At 43.5% G+C, this 16,935-nt stretch carries 15 protein-coding genes; all 15 read left to right on the top strand.

Going from position 1 to position 16,935, the window contains the following annotated elements; translation table 11 throughout:
- The first annotated feature begins 165 nt into the window (after nt 1-165).
- The 15 genes from FQ608_RS04785 to FQ608_RS04720 all read left to right on the top strand — a co-directional run bounded on the left by FQ608_RS04785 (nt 166) and on the right by FQ608_RS04720 (nt 16,786).
- A complete protein-coding gene (locus FQ608_RS04785; RefSeq protein ID WP_158856647.1) occupies nt 166-969 on the top strand; it encodes a hypothetical protein in 804 nt (267 codons plus the stop codon).
- Complete coding sequence (locus FQ608_RS04780) at nt 966-1,988, top strand: S41 family peptidase (protein ID WP_158856646.1); 1,023 nt, start codon at nt 966-968, stop codon at nt 1,986-1,988. The genes FQ608_RS04785 and FQ608_RS04780 overlap by 4 nt, the downstream gene beginning before the upstream one ends.
- A gap of 424 nt (nt 1,989-2,412) precedes the next feature.
- The gene (locus tag FQ608_RS04775) at nt 2,413-2,565 is read left to right on the top strand and encodes a hypothetical protein (protein WP_158856645.1); all 153 of its coding nucleotides are present in this window, start codon (nt 2,413-2,415) and stop codon (nt 2,563-2,565) included.
- A 254-nt stretch (nt 2,566-2,819) separates the two neighbouring features.
- Complete coding sequence (locus FQ608_RS27725; RefSeq protein ID WP_262885469.1) at nt 2,820-2,954, top strand: hypothetical protein; 135 nt, start codon at nt 2,820-2,822, stop codon at nt 2,952-2,954.
- Nucleotides 2,955-3,139: 185 nt separating this feature from the next.
- Nucleotides 3,140-4,702: a ThuA domain-containing protein gene (locus FQ608_RS04770; protein WP_158856644.1), complete on the top strand. Its 1,563-nt coding sequence runs from the start codon at nt 3,140-3,142 to the stop codon at nt 4,700-4,702.
- A gap of 343 nt (nt 4,703-5,045) precedes the next feature.
- Complete coding sequence (locus FQ608_RS04765; RefSeq protein WP_158856643.1) at nt 5,046-6,911, top strand: sodium:solute symporter family protein; 1,866 nt, start codon at nt 5,046-5,048, stop codon at nt 6,909-6,911.
- Nucleotides 6,912-7,254: 343 nt separating this feature from the next.
- Entirely contained in the window at nt 7,255-8,022 is a 768-nt protein-coding gene (locus FQ608_RS04760) for a glucose 1-dehydrogenase (protein ID WP_158856642.1), read from the top strand.
- A gap of 18 nt (nt 8,023-8,040) precedes the next feature.
- Complete coding sequence (locus FQ608_RS04755; protein WP_158856641.1) at nt 8,041-9,231, top strand: acyl-CoA dehydrogenase family protein; 1,191 nt, start codon at nt 8,041-8,043, stop codon at nt 9,229-9,231.
- A complete protein-coding gene (locus FQ608_RS04750; protein ID WP_158856640.1) occupies nt 9,221-10,243 on the top strand; it encodes a phosphotransferase family protein in 1,023 nt (340 codons plus the stop codon). The genes FQ608_RS04755 and FQ608_RS04750 overlap by 11 nt, the downstream gene beginning before the upstream one ends.
- A gap of 2 nt (nt 10,244-10,245) precedes the next feature.
- A complete protein-coding gene (locus FQ608_RS04745; protein ID WP_158856639.1) occupies nt 10,246-11,124 on the top strand; it encodes a 3-hydroxyacyl-CoA dehydrogenase in 879 nt (292 codons plus the stop codon).
- Between the two features lie 134 nt (nt 11,125-11,258).
- Nucleotides 11,259-11,873, top strand: a complete 615-nt coding sequence (locus tag FQ608_RS04740) for a DUF2911 domain-containing protein (RefSeq protein WP_234364071.1) — start codon at nt 11,259-11,261, stop codon at nt 11,871-11,873.
- A gap of 762 nt (nt 11,874-12,635) precedes the next feature.
- Nucleotides 12,636-14,060, top strand: a complete 1,425-nt coding sequence (locus FQ608_RS04735; protein WP_158856637.1) for a phytoene desaturase family protein — start codon at nt 12,636-12,638, stop codon at nt 14,058-14,060.
- Nucleotides 14,061-14,209: 149 nt separating this feature from the next.
- Nucleotides 14,210-15,031: a glycerophosphodiester phosphodiesterase gene (locus FQ608_RS04730; RefSeq protein WP_234364070.1), complete on the top strand. Its 822-nt coding sequence runs from the start codon at nt 14,210-14,212 to the stop codon at nt 15,029-15,031.
- A gap of 61 nt (nt 15,032-15,092) precedes the next feature.
- Nucleotides 15,093-15,656: an RNA polymerase sigma factor gene (locus tag FQ608_RS04725; RefSeq protein ID WP_158856635.1), complete on the top strand. Its 564-nt coding sequence runs from the start codon at nt 15,093-15,095 to the stop codon at nt 15,654-15,656.
- Between the two features lie 161 nt (nt 15,657-15,817).
- Nucleotides 15,818-16,786 carry a FecR family protein gene (locus tag FQ608_RS04720; protein ID WP_158856634.1) on the top strand — a complete coding sequence of 323 codons (969 nt, stop codon included), beginning with the start codon at nt 15,818-15,820 and terminating at the stop codon, nt 16,784-16,786.
- Nucleotides 16,787-16,935: the final 149 nt, after the last annotated feature.

Genomic DNA, 16,935 nt, shown 5'->3' with positions numbered 1-16,935 from the left:
AAGGATTTCAAAGCGAGTTAATAGTGACGATTGATCAGATTGTGACGTTCGACTGGGATTTTTTTTAACATTATTTTTATCAAGTGAAATTTTTATGTAATTATTTATGGAAAAATTTGTTTTTCATATGGCTTTTTAAGTAGCTTTATTGAAAAATAGAATCTAATGAATATTCATAGGGGTTTAAAGTTTAATTACGCTTTCATTGTTATTTTTGGTGTTTTTTTAATACTTATTTCCGAAAATGGATTTTCTCAGAGTTCCCAATATATCGGTCTAAGTAATGGGATACAGGGAATAGCTGGACGGGATTTAGGGTTTTCTCAGTTAAAATATACGGGTATAAGGTATGTGCTGTCCCTTGGTTATGAAGTCAAAAAACCAAACAGATCTGAGTCATTGTCATTAAACTTCGCAAAAGGAACAAGCAACAGTAGAGGTGGAAACTCAATGGAAACCTGGTCATTAGGTTTGGTGTCTCATACCCTCTATCATAGGGACACGTCAAGGTACAAAGGATTTCGTTATGGTTGGTCATTACAAAATGAATTAAATCACCGTTTGCATCAACGTTTTGCTAATTTCAATAATCGAATGGATTATTTTACTTCCGTTGGCCCCGCTATAGGGTATTTGTTTCCCATTTCGTGGGAGGATAAAAAGTTGGGTTGGAACACAAAAGCGCATATGCAGGGGGTTGGGTTTAAGTTTGCTTCCGATTACATTTCCTCGGTACCGCCAGTAATCGAGTCGGATGGAACAGTAGGGGATAGTTTATGGTATGCGACTGATGTTTTCTGGATTGGAAGGGATTGGAGCGTGGGATGCTGGTCAGAGATTCGATATGAAACGAGCTCGGGAAATTCTTTGGGAGTTCAGTATCAGTTTGATTTTCAGCAACTCTCTGTCGCTCAAGAAGTGATTCGGGTTAGGAATTCTATTATGTTGAACATATGTGTGAGGCTATGATTTCTTTTGGGAAGAAGCTGAAGTGGGGTATGATAGCCCTTTGTTTGATTATTTGCTCCTGTGAGGAGTTGATTCTACCTTCTGATCCACCCAGTCATCCAAAGGAAATATTTGATCAACTGTGGGAGGACCTTCAATTTCGCTACGCCTTTTTTAGTCACAAAAATATTGACTGGTTTGAAATACGAGAAAAGTACAGTCCTCAAATTACGTCAGATTTGGACGACATGAAATTGTTTGAAATAATGGGCAATATGCTTTTCGAGTTGAAAGATGGGCATGTAAATCTGGAAAGTACTTTCGGACGAAGCAAAAACTGGGAATGGTTCGCTATTCACCCTAAGGATTATAATGAATCTAATATTTACTTCAACTACTTAACAGTGGATCATAGGCTAAGCGGTCCGTTGAGGCACAAGGTAATTGATAGTGTGCTCTACATAAATTACAGGTCATTTACCAGTGATATCACAGATCCTAACATGGACGCTATTTTGAATCGCTGTGAAGGTCTTAGGGGTATAATCCTGGACATCCGCAACAACGCTGGGGGCAACCTCAAAAACGCCTATAAACTAGCCTCTGGTTTTACGGGGACGCAAGTAACCTACGCCCATCAACGTATGAAAAATGGCCCGGGAATAAACGAATTTACCGCATGGAGGCCTATGATTGTTAATCCAAGAAAAAAAGGTTTTTTTAATGGCAACGTGGTTGTCTTAACCAATGGACGGGCTTACAGTGCCAGTACCTTTTTTGCGCAGATGATGCGGGTTTTGCCGAATGTCGTATTAATGGGAAATAAAACAGGAGGTGGTGGGGGAACACCTGCCTTTGGAGAGCTTCCAAACGGTTGGATTTACCGATTTTCTGCTACTCAAACCATAGACTTGGACGGTAATCAGTTAGAGGATGGAGTCCCTGCGGATATCCAGATAAGGCTGCGTCGAAGTGATGAAATTAAGGGAAAAGATACCCTGATCGATGAGGCTTTATTGTATTTGTCAGCAAATTTCTAGTTTTAACGGATTTTAGAGAGGCTTCCTAAGATAAATAGTACGGGAAGTTGTTTTTTTATATTTACTTCCACTTTTCCCCGAGCAACCAGGACAACTTACGCTGCAATTCACAGGCTTCGTTATTTTTGGCAGCGATACAGTAGATTATCCCCATTATGGGAATTGACCATGTCGAATTCAGATCGGGCCCCATTCATCATGCCCTGTTAGGATGTGGTCAGAATAAGCGAAATTACGGTTAGGGCATTCTCTTCGTAATAAATATGCCTCATCAAGCTATCCCTCCGCTCGGAAGATGATTTGCTGACCACTTTTCCTCTCCAAAGCGTATAATATGTAATTATATCAAAATATTATATAATAAATATGGCACCGAAATTGACTTGAAAAGAACTTATAAATATTTAAATTAAAATATACTGTCATGAAAAAAATGCAAAAAAAAGATACAGGCGCGGATAAAGGAGTTTTGTCGAAAATAAATGACAATCCTGACCAAAAGAAGAAGGTAGGCTCTTCTGATGAGAAAAAGGGAATTATCTCTAAGATAAATGGTGACAGTGAAAAAGGAAAATGAGTTTTCTAAACGCTATATCCCTCATAATTATTTTCTGTCATTCGGATTATCCATCGATTTATTTTAAATGGGCAGGATATAATAACCATATAAATCCACAATTCTTTTTGGTAAGCGGCGGGACACCTACTTTGATAGTTAGCGTAGGCAATCCTTGGAGTGCGAGCTATATAATGGGAATGTGAGATTTGACTGCGGACTTGCGCTTAAACATAGGCGCTGAGACAAGTGCTAAAATGGTTTACGAAAACCTCATGAAATTTACGGATGATGTTTTGGCTGCTGGTTTGGCTGGAGCCGGTGCAGGTGGATTGGCAGGAGGCCTTATCGGAGCCTTAGTTGGTTCTGGTATACCGGAAGCAAGGGCAAAATTATATGAAACATGCTGAAGATGCTAAAGAGAAAAGAGATAATATGAAATCCTAATTTAATAAAATGCCAAATTCAAAAAGATTAAGCGGTTTCAACTCCTGAATTTTATACCGTTTAGCCCCTAAAGGGAACAAATATTCTTCCTCCAAATTGTATTTCTTTTCCAAATTTCCTAGATTTCAACTTAAATCTTTCGATCTTCATGAAATACCCTACTGAATATATCCCGTTTGTATTGTTTTTAATGATTTCAGGGACCTTGCAATTATCCTGTGGCGGCCCTGCGGATAGGGACTCCGCCAGTTCACGTGATTCTGAGGTGAATCCCTTGGAAATGATTCTGAGAAGTCAAGTGAAAAATACAAACAATATTTGGGAAGTGAAACAAGAAACCCAGCATTGGAATCCGAAGCAGACTGCTATTATCATTACAGATATGTGGGACGAACACTGGTGCGAAAGTGCCACGCAGCGGGTGGGGGAGTTGGCTCCACATATGAACAAAATGGTCAATGAGGCCCGTAAACGCGGTGTGACCATCATTCACGCTCCCAGCGGGACGATGGACACTTATTCGGATTATCCCCAGCGAAGAAAGGCCCAAGAGGTGGCTTTTCACCAAGCGCCTGAGGGATTTGAAATCGAAAATTGGTGCTATTTAGATCCAGATATGGAAGATCCGCTCCCCATTGATGATACTGATGGCGGCTGCGACAAGCCATGTGCTGACGGTGAACCCTGCAAGGAAAGGACGGCTTGGACCAGTCAGATTTCGGTCTTGGAAATTCACGATGAAGATTACATAACAGACCGGGGCCAGGAAGTTTACAACCTGATCATGGAGCAAGGACTAGAAAACATTATCGTCATGGGCGTGCATATCAACATGTGTATCTTAGGGCGGCCTTTTGCCATCCGCCAACTCTCCAACCTTCAGAAAAACGTGGTTTTAATGCGGGATATGACGGACGCGATGTACAACCCGGCACGTGAGCCATATGTCACCCATTTCAGAGGTACAGAATTGGTCACCGAACATATTGAAAGGTACTGGTCACCGACTGTGTTAAGTTCGGACATTACCGGCGAACCCGCCTTTCGTTTTGCTGAAGATGACCGGACCCATATTGCCATGCTTATCGCCGAAAAGGAATATGATGCCAAGAATACGGTTCCGGCATTTGCTGCAAAGTACCTTTCCGAAGGAGGCCATTATGCCTTTAATGTTATTGAACAGTCCGAAGGAGATACGTTGGATGCGGTGCGGCAGATTCAGGATGCGGATATCCTGTGGCTATATGTGCGAAGAAAGCATCTGCCTGAATATCAATTGGATTATATCCGACAACACATTGCTGCCGGGAAGCCTGTGTTGGCAATGCGTACAAGTAGTCATGCTTTTGAAACCTGGAAAGAATTTGATTCGGAAATATTAGGTGGTAACTATCATAATCACCACCCCGAAGGTCAGGATACTTGGGCTATTCCTATAGATACGCAATTGAGCCATCCCATTCTTTCGGGACTTGGAGATAAACCGTTTGAAGTCGTTTCTTCTCTTTACAAAACCAAACCTTTGGCATCAGATGCCCAACCGTTGTTGATGGGAAGGTTTCAAGACCAGGAAGAAGAACCTGTTGCCTGGATTAGAAAGGTAGGTGACGCAAAGATTTTTTACACCTCACTTGGACATCCAAAAGACTTTGAAATTCCTCAGGTAAATAAGTTGATTTCGAATGCCTTGATTTGGCTGCAAGAAAATTGAAAATTACTGTCCTTCTATTTTGGTTTAAAGGTGTTGCTGGTAGGGTCTAAGCCATTTTTTCAACACTAGCAAAAATATGGACAGGGAAAAGAAGAAAAAACAGCATTTAGCCTTTGCAAAGTTTGGCTTCGGTCAAAAATTGTTGATAGATGTTCATTTACTTCTAAAAGATGGATTGTAGTAGCCAATATAACTTTTTCAAATTTATTTTCAAATCATTAAGATATTTTTCAATAGTTAATTTGCCACTCATAAAATGATACCGAACCTTTGACAAAACTTTTACCCATTCAGTTGCCAACTTGATTTGTTGGTCTTATCTTTTCGCAAAAAAAATGATGACATGCAGTTGACGGTTATTGACTGGGCGATTATATTCCTGTTTTTTGCTATTTCCCTAGTTGTGGGCTTCTGGGCCTCCAAACAGGCTGGAAAAAGCTCTTTGGCTTTTTTTCTGTCCGGTCGGAATATGCCTTGGTACCTACTTGGCGTCTCGATGGTAGCAACTACCTTTTCAGTAGATACACCAAACTTAGTTTCAGATATCGTTCGGCAAAACGGCGTCTCGGGGAACTGGGTTTGGTGGGCATTTTTACTTACAGGTATGTTAACAGTATTTGTATATGCAAAACTGTGGAGGCGTTCCGAGGTGGTGACGGATGTGGAATTTTATGAAATCCGCTATTCGGGCAAGATTGCCGCATTTTTACGGGGCTTTCGGGCGATTTACCTGGGAGTGTTATTCAATGTGGCCATTATGGCGTCAGTGACCTTGGCTGCCATCAAGGTTGGAGGGGTGATGTTGGGTCTTTCTCCCGTGCATGTGATTCTGATAGCCGGAGGAGTTACGGTGCTCTTTAGCTCTATGGGAGGATTTTTGGGGGTTATTGTTACGGACTTTATACTCTTTATTGCCGCAATGGCAGGATCGATATTGGCGGCAATATATAGCTTGGACCACCCGGACATAAACGGTCTATCCAACCTATTAGCCCATCCCGAAGTAGCTTCCAAGCTATCCATTTTTCCGGATTTCAATAACTGGGAGCTGGCAGTCATTGTTTTTATCATTCCCATTACCGTGCAGTGGTGGAGCGTATGGTATTCCGGTGCCGAACCCGGCGGTGGGGGCTACATAGTGCAGCGGATGCTGGCCGCGAAAAATGAAAATCACGCCATGGGAGCAACTTTACTCTTTAACGTAGCACACTATGCAATACGGCCTTGGCCGTGGATCATTGTGGCTCTGTGTTCCATTGTGGTTTACCCGGACTTGGAATCGATTCAGGCCGCATTTCCACTGGTGGATAGAAGTATCATCGGACACGACCTTGCATACCCAGCTATGCTTACACTGCTTCCTGCTGGTCTATTGGGTTTGGTTTTTGCTTCCTTACTTTCGGCTTATATGTCCACCATGTCATCCTGCCTCAATTTGGGTTCCTCCTACATTGTCAATGATTTCTATCAACGATTTATAAAGCCCAGCGCTCCCGAAAAGGAGCTGGTACTGGTGGGAAGGCTATCCACAGTGGTGATTATGGTTTTGGCCAGTGTATTGGCACTTTTCCTCCAAAATGCCCTCGCAGCCTTTAACATACTTCTCCAAATTGGCGCAGGAACTGGGTTGCTGTTTATTCTGCGCTGGTTTTGGTACCGGATCAATCCCTACAGCGAGCTGACAGCTATGATAGTTTCATTTGTGGTGGCATTGGTATTTTTAGCCATTGATAATTATGATTACTCTCAGATTGACGCTTTGGTTGCCACAGGGCAATCCCGAGCGGATGCCATGCTACAGGTGCGTCCTTTCAAACCATACCAACAACTGCTTTTGGGAGTAGGCATCACGACCATCTCCTGGCTTTTAGTTTCCATTCTCACCCCCCCGTCGGATTGGGAGACGTTGGAAAAATTTTACCACCGTGTAAAGCCCGGTGCTATAGGCTGGAAAAAGGTTATTGCCTATGCTGAGCAACAAGGACGCCCCATTGCAACCGAAGACCGTCATTCTGATCTCCCCTTAGGTATATTGGGAATGGTCTTTGGCTGTATGTCCGTGTACAGCGGTCTCTTTGCTACCGGTTATTGGATTTATGGAGATTATGGGCTTGCGGCTGTATTGACTATATTCTCATTGAGTGCCTCCGCATTGGTCCTAAAGGTGTGGAGGCGTATGAACAGAATAGGAGCTGTTAGCGGAAATTAGATTATTGTTGGAGAGAAATCTTTGTTCAGTTGGGCGTTGGATTTTTAAAATCACACAGAATTCTTAATTAGAATTTTGGCTATAGAATGAAATATATTTCCCAAGGGAGGATAAAGGTGATCAGCCGATTTCCGGCATTTAAAAATGCTTTGGCAGGCCTCTGATTGTTGGAGCTTATCGATAGATCACCATGGTTTGTGAGTTCCTTAAAGAGAAAGCTTTATTTTTGGATAATTGCCATATATTTCAGACATTAAGCTCCAATTTTCACCTATTACTTTAGCCAATTCAGTACTTATTTCCTAATTTGGAAGATCTCTTAAAAATTACTGAATTTTCCTATATGAATTTATCCAATTTATTTTCTTTATCCAATAAGGTAGCTCTAATCACCGGAGCAAGTAAAGGCATTGGTCTAGCGATGGCAGGGATTTTTGCGGCTGCAGGTGCAAAGGTGGTGGTCAGCAGTAGAAACCAAGAAGCCTTAGACGAGGTGGCGGGAAACTTGCGCCAAAAAGGGTATGAAGTGTTTGCCGTTGCTTGCAATGTAGGCAATATGGAGGAACTGGCATCCTTGGTTGACCAGACCATTTCCAAATACGGGCAGCTTGATATCTTGGTAAATAATGCGGCAACAAATCCTGTTTTTGGCCCCATACACGACACTACCCTGGAAGCCTATGATAAAATCATGAATGTAAATGTCAGAGCAGCTTTTCAACTGATGAAATTATGTTTTCCTTATCTTAGGGAATCCTCCAATGCGTCTGTAATCAACATCAGTTCCATCGGTGGTGTATCCCCGGAAGAAGGCTTGGGCATATATAGTGTCAGTAAAGCAGCCTTAATTTCCCTAACAAAAGCTTTTGCCAAGGAATGGGGACCCCATACAATACGTGTGAATGCCATTTGTCCCGGATTGATTAAAACTAAGTTTTCTAAAGCTATTTGGGATAATGATCAAATACTTGAAAAAATGATGAAAACGCTGGTAATTAAGCGGATAGGTACTCCGGAGGAAATTGGCGCGGCCGGCCTGTATCTGGCCTCGGATGCGTCAAGCTACACTACGGGTGCCGTCCTGACAGCTGATGGAGGATTTACAGTTTAAAAAGCCAAATTCAAGTTGATGGAATTATCCAAAAAAAACAAATTGTTGATTTCCAAGTATAGGAACTTTTTGGAAAATGATATTTATCCCATCGAGTTGAACACCATATATGGTTCCTTCAAGGAAGCACTGCCATCATTGGATATTTTGCGGGCAAAAGCAAGGCAAATTGGTCTATTTGCCCCCCATTTGCCGACGTCGGCGGGTGGGTTGGGCCTTTCACTGGTGGAATTTGCTACCGTATCCGAGGTGTTGGGGCGTAGCCCGCTAGGACATTACGTATTCAATTGTCAGGCACCTGATATTGGCAACATGGAGCTGATGAATCATTTTGCGGCAGATCATTTAAAGCAGGAATTCCTGATTCCACTACAAAAAGGAGAGATTCGCAGTTGCTTTGCGATGACGGAACCATCCCATGCAGGCAGTAATCCAGTGAACTTGTCCACTCAGGCCACAATCGAAGGGGATAGCTATGTAATTAATGGCCATAAGTGGTTTACCACAGGGGCTGATGGAGCGGCTTTCTCTATCGTTATGGTTGTGACCGATCCGGACAATATGAACCCCTACCAGCGGGCAAGCATGATATTGGTACCGCTTGATACACCCGGTTGTAAGTTGGTTAGGAATATTCCCGTCATGGGAGATGTGGGGGAGGATTATCTATCCCACGGTGAGCTCACTTTTTCGGCCTGCAAAGTCCCCAAAAGGAATTTAATTGGGGAAGCAGGGCAGGGGTTTGCTTTGGCCCAGGAAAGGCTGGGTCCGGGAAGGATTCACCATTGCATGAGATGGGTAGGTATTTGTGAGCGTGTAATGGAAATGATGTGCCGCAGGGCAATGTCCCGGGAACTTAACCCTGGAAAGCCTTTATCCCAACAACAGACGATTCAAAATTGGATTGCCGAAAGTGCGGCTGACATTAAAGCTTCTAGGCTAATGGTCCTTGATACTGCAAAAAAGATACAGGCGGTTGGTAACAAAGCGGCAAAAGAAGAAATATCAATGATTAAATTTTTTGTGTCCGATGTGTTGATGAAGGTCATTGACAGGGCCATTCAAGTTCATGGTGCTTTGGGTATTACCGATGATACCCTGTTGTCATTTTGGTACCGTCACGAGCGGGGAGCCAGAATATACGACGGTCCAGACGAAGTGCATAAATCGGTCTTAGCAAGGAAAATTTTAAAAAATTATGAACAGTGAAAATGACCCGGTGATTGCCTATTTGGCTGATTTTTTCGGGATAGAGAACGAGTTGATTCGAATGACCCAATTTAAAGGAGGATATTCCAACCTTACGTATCTTGTTCAGGCAGGGGATAAGGAATTTGTACTGAGGAGACCGCCTTTTGGAATGAAAATTAGCAAGGCCCATGATATGGGGAGGGAGTTTCGGATTCTAACCGCCTTAGAAAAAGCAGGCTACCATAAAATACCCAACCCGGTACATTGCTGTACCGATGAATCAATAATCGGCACCGCTTTTTTCCTGATGGAAAAAGTGGATGGACTGATATTGAGAGACAAATTGCCAATAGACTGGGCTTTCGACGCAACCTATTTTAGAGAGCTGTCCCGACAGGCAGTGGACCATATGCTGGAACTGCATCAATTGGAATTGGAAGAATCTGGGCTGGTAGAACTGGGTAAACCGGAGGGGTATGTTCGCCGGCAGGTGACCGGATGGGCAAATCGGTACCTAAATGCCAAAACAGATGACTTGCCTGAAATGGAATCTGTAGCAAAGTGGCTGTTTGAAAACCAGCCCCATCACCACAATACGGCCTTTATCCACAATGATTTCAAGTATGACAATATGGTTTTGTCTGAGTCATCTCCTTTGGAAATTCGCGCCATCTTGGATTGGGAGATGGCTACATTGGGAGATCCGTTGATGGATCTGGGTACTTCATTGGCATATTGGGCAGAAGAAGACGATCCCGACATCCTGAAAATGTTTGGACTAACCTATCTTCCAGGTAATTTTACAAGACAGGAAGTGATCTCCCATTACGCATCAAAAAGCCCCATAGCAATGGACCATATGGTGTTTTATTATGCGTTTGGCTTATTCAAGGTGGGGGTGATCGCCCAGCAGATTTATCAGAGGCATAGACAGGGGTTTGCGGACGACCTCCGGTTTGGAAGATTGATTCACGCCGTAAAAGCCTGCGGTGAAATGGCCTGGAAGAGTATTCAAACCCAACAGATTTAACCATGGTAATAAAAAAAGTTTGCATTTTGGGAGCGGGTAATCTGGGTAGCAGGGTGGGCCTTCAAGCGGCGCTGTCAGGGTATTCCGTATCCGTCTATGATTCCAATCCGGCTGCACTCGAAAAATCGCCGAAGCTTATGGCTAAAATAGTTCGGCATTTGGAAAAAACCGACCAAATTGCTTCTGGGGAAGGAGAAGATAAAATTCGCCGCTTGCTCTATACAGATGATCCAAAAAAGGCAGTTGATGATGTAGACCTTATTAATGAAAGCGTTACGGAAGATGTCGCAGTCAAGGAAGGAATTTGGACATTAATGGGTAAACTTGCTCCTCAGAAGACAATTTTCACTACCAATTCTTCTTTTTTGTTGCCCTCGCAATTCGCTGAGATTTCCGGGAGGCCGGCAAATTTTTGTGCCCTACATTTTCATGATGTGTTTTACTCCAAAGTGGTGGACATCATGCCCCATCCCGGTACCGACCCCAAATGGATACCTGTGCTTGAGGACTTCGGAAGATCCCTACTGCAAGTGCCGGTCGTCGTCCAAAAAGAAAATCCAGGATATCTGTTCAATACCATGCTTATGGCGTTTCTTGGGACGGCGGGCAAATTGTTGACCAAAGAAATTGCGACAATTGAAGCCATTGACAAATCATGGATGGTGAATTTTCATGTGCCTACGGGGCCTTTTGGCCTTTTGGATGCTATCGGCCTTGATACAGCTTGGCAGGTGACCAAACAGATGCCTGACAAGCATTCACAGGCGTTTGCGGCATTGCTGAAGACGTATATTGACCAGGGGAAATTGGGTGAAAAAACCGGAGAAGGATTTTACACCTACCCCAAACCCGCTTTTCGGGAAAAGGATTTTCTCAAATAATCTTGTTACCTCCTAAAACGAAAAAATTGAGCCCCTATGACCTTTGCTTTTTAATTACCTTTGGGATTTAAAATACAAACTAGAAAAAAAACGTAAAAATCGTAAAACGGATATTAATTGCATCAATTATTTCATTGGGAATTTGGTCTTGCGGTGGCAACACGTCAAATTCCGAAAACGAAACTCAATCAACTGACGTACAGACAGCAGAAATGTCCACTTTAGACAAGGAGCACCGTCTGGAAATGGTGTCCTACGCAGACAGTGTCAATAGGGGATTATTGGTAGATACGGTCACAGGTAGCGCAAGGCTTGAAGTGGAAGGTCAAGTTGGAAATACTTTAGTTACGATCAATCACGGGTCTCCGGGTGTTCGTGGCAGGGTGATATGGAACGGATTGGTATCCTACGATCAGGTTTGGGTTAGTGGATCCCACTGGGCCACCGCCGTTACCTTTTCTCATGATGTTACTGTAAATGGTGTAGATATCCCGGCTGGTATATATGCGTTGTTTACCATTCCTGGCAGGGAGGAATGGACATGGATCATTAACACAAATTATGATCAGCATCTTGCTGAGGAATATACCGAATCCGAAGATTTGGTACGTTTAAATGTTAAGCCTATAGCCCTAGAAAATACTGTTCAACGGCTTAACTATGAAGTAATGGAAACGGGCAACAGATCTGGAATCATTGCCTTGAGCTGGGATAAAATCCGCATAGAATTGCCCTTTCAATTTGAGTAGTTTTATCGATTCTATGTTTACTAGGTCTCAGCGATTTTAGGTAGGTTTCTTGGTGAAAGTTAAAAGTTAAAAGTGAAGCGTTGATAGGTTTGTCTCCCCTCCTCAAGTCCCTCCGTCCCGCACCTCTTCCATCTCCGGTCTTCCGTCTCCCGTCTCCCGTCTCTAAGTAAGTTTATAGGTTGATAGGTCGATAAGTTGATAGGTTAATAGACGCCGTCTCTAAGTCTCTCGGTCCCTCAGTCTCCAGTTAGGTTGATAAGTCGATAGGTTGATAAGTTGATGGATTTCGTCTCTAAGTCCCTCCGTCTCTTTGTCTCTCACTCCCTCCGTCCCGCATCTCTTCCATCTCCGGTCTCCGGTCTTCCGTCTCTAAGTAAGTTTATAGGTTGATAGGTTGATTGGTTAATAGACGCCGTCTCTAAGTCTCTCGGTCCCTTAGTCTCCAGTTAGGTTGATAAGTCGATAGGTTGATAAGTTGATGGATTTCGTCTCTAAGTCCCTCCGTCTCTTTGTCTCTCACTCCCTCCGTCCCGCATCTCTTCCATCTCCGGTCTCCGGTCTTCCGTCTCCAGTTAGGTTGATAAGTCGATAGGTTGATAAGTTGATGGATTTCGTCCCTCAGTCCCTCAGTCCCTTCGTCTCTCCGTCCCTTCGTCTCTCGGTCCCCGATTGAATTGCCTTTTTAGGTAAAATAAAATTTAGTGTGACATAATTTTTTTTGGCAATACTTCTATTAAGGGATAGGAATGGTTATTTTCGACCATGCAAAAGGGAAAGTATGATGCAGTAGTAGTGGGATCCGGGCCCAATGGCCTAGCGGCAGCGATTTTCCTTCAGGAAAAAGGCCTGCGGGTTTTGGTGATGGAAGGAAAAGATAGCATAGGTGGGGGAATGCGAACCAAGGAGGTTACTCTTCCCGGTTTCCATCATGATATTTGCTCCGCCATTCATCCGCTGGCCGTAGCAGCACCCTATTTCAAAAGTTTACCCTTGGACAAATTTGGACTGGAATACCTACATCCCCGGGTATTGGCCGCACATCCGTTGGAAGATGGGCCTGCGGGAGTGCTTTATAGATCACTGGAAGATACGGCTGTTGGCTTAGGCAAAGATGCAGATCAGTACAGGCGCATCATGTCTCCCATCGTAAAGCATTGGGATGGACTTAGCCGGGATTTTCTGGGGCCGCTTTCTTTTCCCCAAAACCCACTAAAACTTGCCGCTTTTGGTCTAAAAGCATTACAACCAGCATCGTGGTTTTCCAATAAATTTAAGGAGGAAAAGACAAAGGCATTGTGGGCGGGAATGGTGGCGCACGGCATACAGCCTTTTAGCAATTTGGCTACATCAGCCATTGGCTTGGTCCTGATGGCTGCGGGACATTATGGAGGTTGGCCCGTGGCAAAGGGTGGTTCACAGAGCTTGGCGACCGCTCTTGCGGGCTATTTTGAATCCCTCGGCGGGGAGATTTGGACAGCAACCATGGTTCGAAGCAAAAAGGATATCCCTGATGCCAAAGCCACACTGTTTAACTTGGGCCCCAAGCAACTTCTGGAAATAATGGGTAGAGACTTCACTCCTTTATACCGCCGCCAATTATCCAATTACAGATATGGGATGGGCGTGTTCAAGATGGACTTTGCACTTGATGGTCCCATTCCATGGAAATCCGCTGAAGCCCGGGAGGCTGGTACGGTTCACCTGGGAGGCGCCATTGAGGAAATCAGCCATGCGGAAGCCATCATCTGGAAAGGCAAATATACCGATAACCCGTATGTACTTGTTGCCCAACAAAGTCTGGTGGATACCACTCGGGCACCGGAAGGAAAACATACAGTATGGGCTTACTGTCATGTTCCTGCCGGATCCACCAAGGATATGTCAGGCATAATCGAAAACCAAATCGAAAAAAGTGCACCCGGTTTTAAGGACTTGATTTTGGCAAGATATACCATGAACACAAAGGAAGTTCAGGCCTATAACCCAAATTATATAGAAGGGGATATCAATGGTGGCGTGCAGGATATTACACAGCTTTTTACCCGCCCAGCACTTCGTTGGTCACCCTACCAAACTTCAGCCAAGGGATACTACATATGTTCCTCTTCCACACCTCCGGGAGGGGGCGTACATGGCATGTGTGGCTACCATGCGGCACAGCGGGTTTTAAAGGATATCTTTAGTTGAAAAAAATCCTGTTGGTAAAAATGCATTCGATATTCACATCAAAGCGAAATAGCACATTCGATGAATACTTTTATTGTAATTCATAGTTAATGCTTAATTCAATCTTAAAGCCTATGGTCCCCCAAATTATGAAGTATTATCATTCCCGAATGAAAAAAACACTGTTTGTAAATGTGTCTCTTTTATTGGGGATTTGTTTTCAGGCATTTTCGCAACAGAATTCCTTACCCGATAGAGGTCTTTGTGCACATCGGGGAGCCATGACTACACACCCGGAAAATACCGTACCGGCCTTTCTTGAGGCAATTCGGGTTGGTGCGCAGATGATTGAGTTTGACGTGCAGTTTAGTAAGGACAGTGCCTTGGTCATAATGCATGACGGTACCGTTGACCGTACAACAGATGGAACAGGAAAAGTTGCTGAAATGACCTTATCAGAAATCAAGGCATTGGATGCGGGCAGTTGGAAAGAAGAGGCCTTTGCCGGGACAGGTGTACCTGTACTTCAGGAAGTGATGGATATCATGCCACGGAATATTTGGCTGAATATCCACATCAAAGGTGGAAGGGAAGTGGGTAGAGAGGTGGCGAAACTAGTTATGGCTACTGACCGGGGACATCAGGCGGTGTTGGCTGTGGAAGAAGAGGCTCGTTTGGGAGCACAGGAAGTTTATCCGGATATTCTGATTTGCAATATGGAGCGGCAGTCGGGAAAGTGGGATTACGTGGAGGCAACGGTATCAATGCAGGCTGATTTTATTCAACTGAGGGGATCGGTTTCTCCCGAATTTCCCGCCTATGCCAGTAAACTTCATGCGGCAGGGGTCAAAATAAATTACTTCGGGACAGATGATGCGGAGCAAATTCAGGAACTCTGGAAGGTGGGAATTGACTTTCCACTGGTCAATGATATCGTTACGGCAATATCCGTGGGCGAAAAATTGGGAATTCCACCGGTAATTCCAAAATAGGTTTGTTTTTAAGCCAAAAAAAGAGCTAACTTGAAATACAATTGTACTTATTTCGACCCAAATGACCGACAAGCAGCTTTGTATATTGCTCCATAACGGAGATAAAAAGGCTTTTGATATCCTCTATGAGCGGTATTGGAAACGGTTGTTTGTCTATGCCTATAAGATTTTTGAAGATCAGCTTATTTGCGAAGACATCGTGCAGGAGGTCTTTGTCCGCTTGTGGGAAAGATCGGGAGAACTGAGGATAGAAGAGTTGGAAAGCTATTTATTTAGAGCGACGAAATATCAGGTGTTGAAAGCAATACGGAATTTGAAGCGGACCACTCCCTATGAGGATATATTGCCCCATCTTTTCGTGGACTTATCGGCGGATCTAATGTACGAAGAAATAGAAACCTCCCAAATAATAACCAATAGTGTTCTGGCACTCCCTGAAAAATGCCAAGAAGTATTTTTATTGAGTAGGGAAAAGGACCTGTCCAACAAAGAAATCGCCAGCAAATTAAATATCTCAGTGAGGACTGTGGAAGCTCATTTATACAAAGCATTGAAAATTTTAAAAAGAAACCTTGGAGAAATAAATTTTTGGATAATGGCTAGTTTTGGTTTGTTTTTAGAATAATAATCTAAAAATTTATAATAAAGTAATTTTTTATTGTACTACCACTGTCTGATAGCTCAAATATTCGTTACGATTTTTGAGATGAGCCCACTTTTTTTTGCTTTCTGGGTAAGTAGTGTCTTTCATTCATGGTACTCTCTGTCTAATAGTTAGAATAAGACATGGAAAAGGAGCGTTTTTTTGAACTTCTGGACAAGCAGGCGAAAGGGTTGACTAATCAAGAGGAAAACCGAAAGATTTCTGACATTTTTGACAGGATGCAGAGGCGTTCACTTTCCTGGGAAATGAACGAACGGGAAGAGCAAGCCATCAAATCACGTATAAAGCGCAGGATTGATGTCCGATTGGAGGAAAAAAGGCAAGTGGAATTTCATCCCTTTCCTTATTGGCGCATGGTTGCTTCAATAATTTTTCTTCTGGGATTGGGTTACCTGATATTCAATCAGTCTGATAAAGAGGTTGCCCCCCAGCTAGTAGAACGCATCACCGGTGACCGTCAAAAAGCAGTCATAACACTACAGGATGGATCAGTTGTCCATTTGAATGTAAATTCGTCAATTCTGTTTCCGGAAGAATTCGGGACAGATACCCGAAATATTAAACTGGAAGGAGAGGCGTTTTTTGAAGTGGTTCCGGATAAAACTAGACCCTTTATCGTGGAGAGTCAGGGCGTAAAAACCCGTGTGCTTGGAACCTCCTTCAATGTTAAATCCACGACGGGAAATGAAGTGGAGGTAATGGTAAAGACTGGAAAAGTAGCTGTTTTCCAGGGGGTGGTAAACGAGGAGCAACAGCTCGTTCTCAGCCCAAGTCAGCTTGCGACGGTAGATCCCTCCAATCGGGAGATGTCTGTACAGGCAGTGGATATGGAGGATTATTTGACTTGGCGTTCGGAAAATATAGCCTTCGATTTGGCACCTTTTACAGAGGTAATGACCCGTTTAAGCAAGGTCTACAACTTGGATATACGGGTTGAAGGAATTACCGGTCAGGAATGCCTGATAAAAGCAACTTATTCCAACCGCAGTCTTTACTCGGTTTTGTTTGGCCTAAAAAACTTGGTGGATTTTGACTACGAGAAAACAGCCGATGGAAATATGCTTATCCGTTATCGGGGGTGCAGGAATTGAAATACCAAATATAAAAGACATTGAAAAACAGGTTAAGAAAATCAGTCAATAAGAAAAAACTGCCTATGAAACAATAATTCTCAGAACAAACAAATCCGGAACTGCTGCAACAGTCCCGGATGGATTTTCAACGGGCTTACACCCATCTA

Origin of the sequence: Lunatibacter salilacus, from assembly GCF_009797935.1 — a bacterium.
In the GTDB taxonomy this organism is placed as follows: Bacteria; Bacteroidota; Bacteroidia; order Cytophagales; family Cyclobacteriaceae; genus Lunatibacter; species Lunatibacter salilacus.
Note: the sequence above shows the minus strand (reverse complement) of the source record. Positions and strands in the feature narration are given on the sequence as shown.

Excerpts from the sequence above, each read along its gene's own strand:
- FQ608_RS04785 (WP_158856647.1), top strand. The coding sequence starts at position 166 with ATGAATATTCATAGGGGTTTAAAGTTTAATTACGCTTTCATTGTTATT.
- FQ608_RS04780 (WP_158856646.1), top strand. The coding sequence starts at position 966 with ATGATTTCTTTTGGGAAGAAGCTGAAGTGGGGTATGATAGCCCTTTGT.
- FQ608_RS04775 (WP_158856645.1), top strand. The coding sequence starts at position 2,413 with ATGAAAAAAATGCAAAAAAAAGATACAGGCGCGGATAAAGGAGTTTTG.
- FQ608_RS27725 (WP_262885469.1), top strand. The coding sequence starts at position 2,820 with ATGAAATTTACGGATGATGTTTTGGCTGCTGGTTTGGCTGGAGCCGGT.
- FQ608_RS04770 (WP_158856644.1), top strand. The coding sequence starts at position 3,140 with ATGAAATACCCTACTGAATATATCCCGTTTGTATTGTTTTTAATGATT.
- FQ608_RS04765 (WP_158856643.1), top strand. The coding sequence starts at position 5,046 with ATGCAGTTGACGGTTATTGACTGGGCGATTATATTCCTGTTTTTTGCT.
- FQ608_RS04760 (WP_158856642.1), top strand. The coding sequence starts at position 7,255 with ATGAATTTATCCAATTTATTTTCTTTATCCAATAAGGTAGCTCTAATC.
- FQ608_RS04755 (WP_158856641.1), top strand. The coding sequence starts at position 8,041 with ATGGAATTATCCAAAAAAAACAAATTGTTGATTTCCAAGTATAGGAAC.
- FQ608_RS04750 (WP_158856640.1), top strand. The coding sequence starts at position 9,221 with ATGAACAGTGAAAATGACCCGGTGATTGCCTATTTGGCTGATTTTTTC.
- FQ608_RS04745 (WP_158856639.1), top strand. The coding sequence starts at position 10,246 with ATGGTAATAAAAAAAGTTTGCATTTTGGGAGCGGGTAATCTGGGTAGC.
- FQ608_RS04735 (WP_158856637.1), top strand. The coding sequence starts at position 12,636 with ATGCAAAAGGGAAAGTATGATGCAGTAGTAGTGGGATCCGGGCCCAAT.
- FQ608_RS04730 (WP_234364070.1), top strand. The coding sequence starts at position 14,210 with ATGAAAAAAACACTGTTTGTAAATGTGTCTCTTTTATTGGGGATTTGT.
- FQ608_RS04725 (WP_158856635.1), top strand. The coding sequence starts at position 15,093 with ATGACCGACAAGCAGCTTTGTATATTGCTCCATAACGGAGATAAAAAG.
- FQ608_RS04720 (WP_158856634.1), top strand. The coding sequence starts at position 15,818 with ATGGAAAAGGAGCGTTTTTTTGAACTTCTGGACAAGCAGGCGAAAGGG.